Below are 446 nucleotides of genomic sequence, written 5' to 3'. Positions count from 1 at the left end.
GAGGTGCCCGTTTTATTTTTTCTGAGAATCTAGAGGATATCTGACGGTTAAAGAGAGCAAGTAAGCCTAGTCTTTACCTTGTAAGATTTCTGCCCACGGTAAGTCAGCATCACCAAGCACAATGAAGTTCGGGTTCTCAAGCGTCTCTCTTTCATTGTACGAAAGCGGCTCTAACTGGGTACTTAAGATTCGTCCGCCAGCTTCTTCAACAATGCACTGGGTTGCTGCGGTATCCCACTCTCCGGTTGGTCCAATACGTAGATAACAGTCCACAGCACCTTCTGCGACTAAACATGCCTTAAGCGCAGCAGAGCCAAGAGGAACTAAGTCGTAGTTCCAAGCAGAGCTCATACGGTTAGTGATTCGATTGATGTCTTGGCGACGGCTGATTGCCATCGCGATCGATTGGTTTGGTAGCTCGTGACGGTGCGTTTTGATTTTAACGC

At 47.8% G+C, this 446-nt stretch carries 1 protein-coding gene; it reads right to left on the bottom strand.

Features of this window, described 5'->3' with window-relative positions:
* Positions 1-66: 66 nt before the first annotated feature.
* A partial coding sequence (locus tag AB4653_RS24665) for an inositol monophosphatase family protein (protein WP_372105548.1) occupies positions 67-446 on the bottom strand: 380 nt, incomplete at its 5' end.

It is taken from the genome of Vibrio sp. 10N.222.48.A3 (assembly GCF_041475345.1).
GTDB lineage: Bacteria > Pseudomonadota > Gammaproteobacteria > Enterobacterales > Vibrionaceae > Vibrio > Vibrio tasmaniensis_A.
This window is presented reverse-complemented; position numbering and strand designations above follow the sequence as displayed.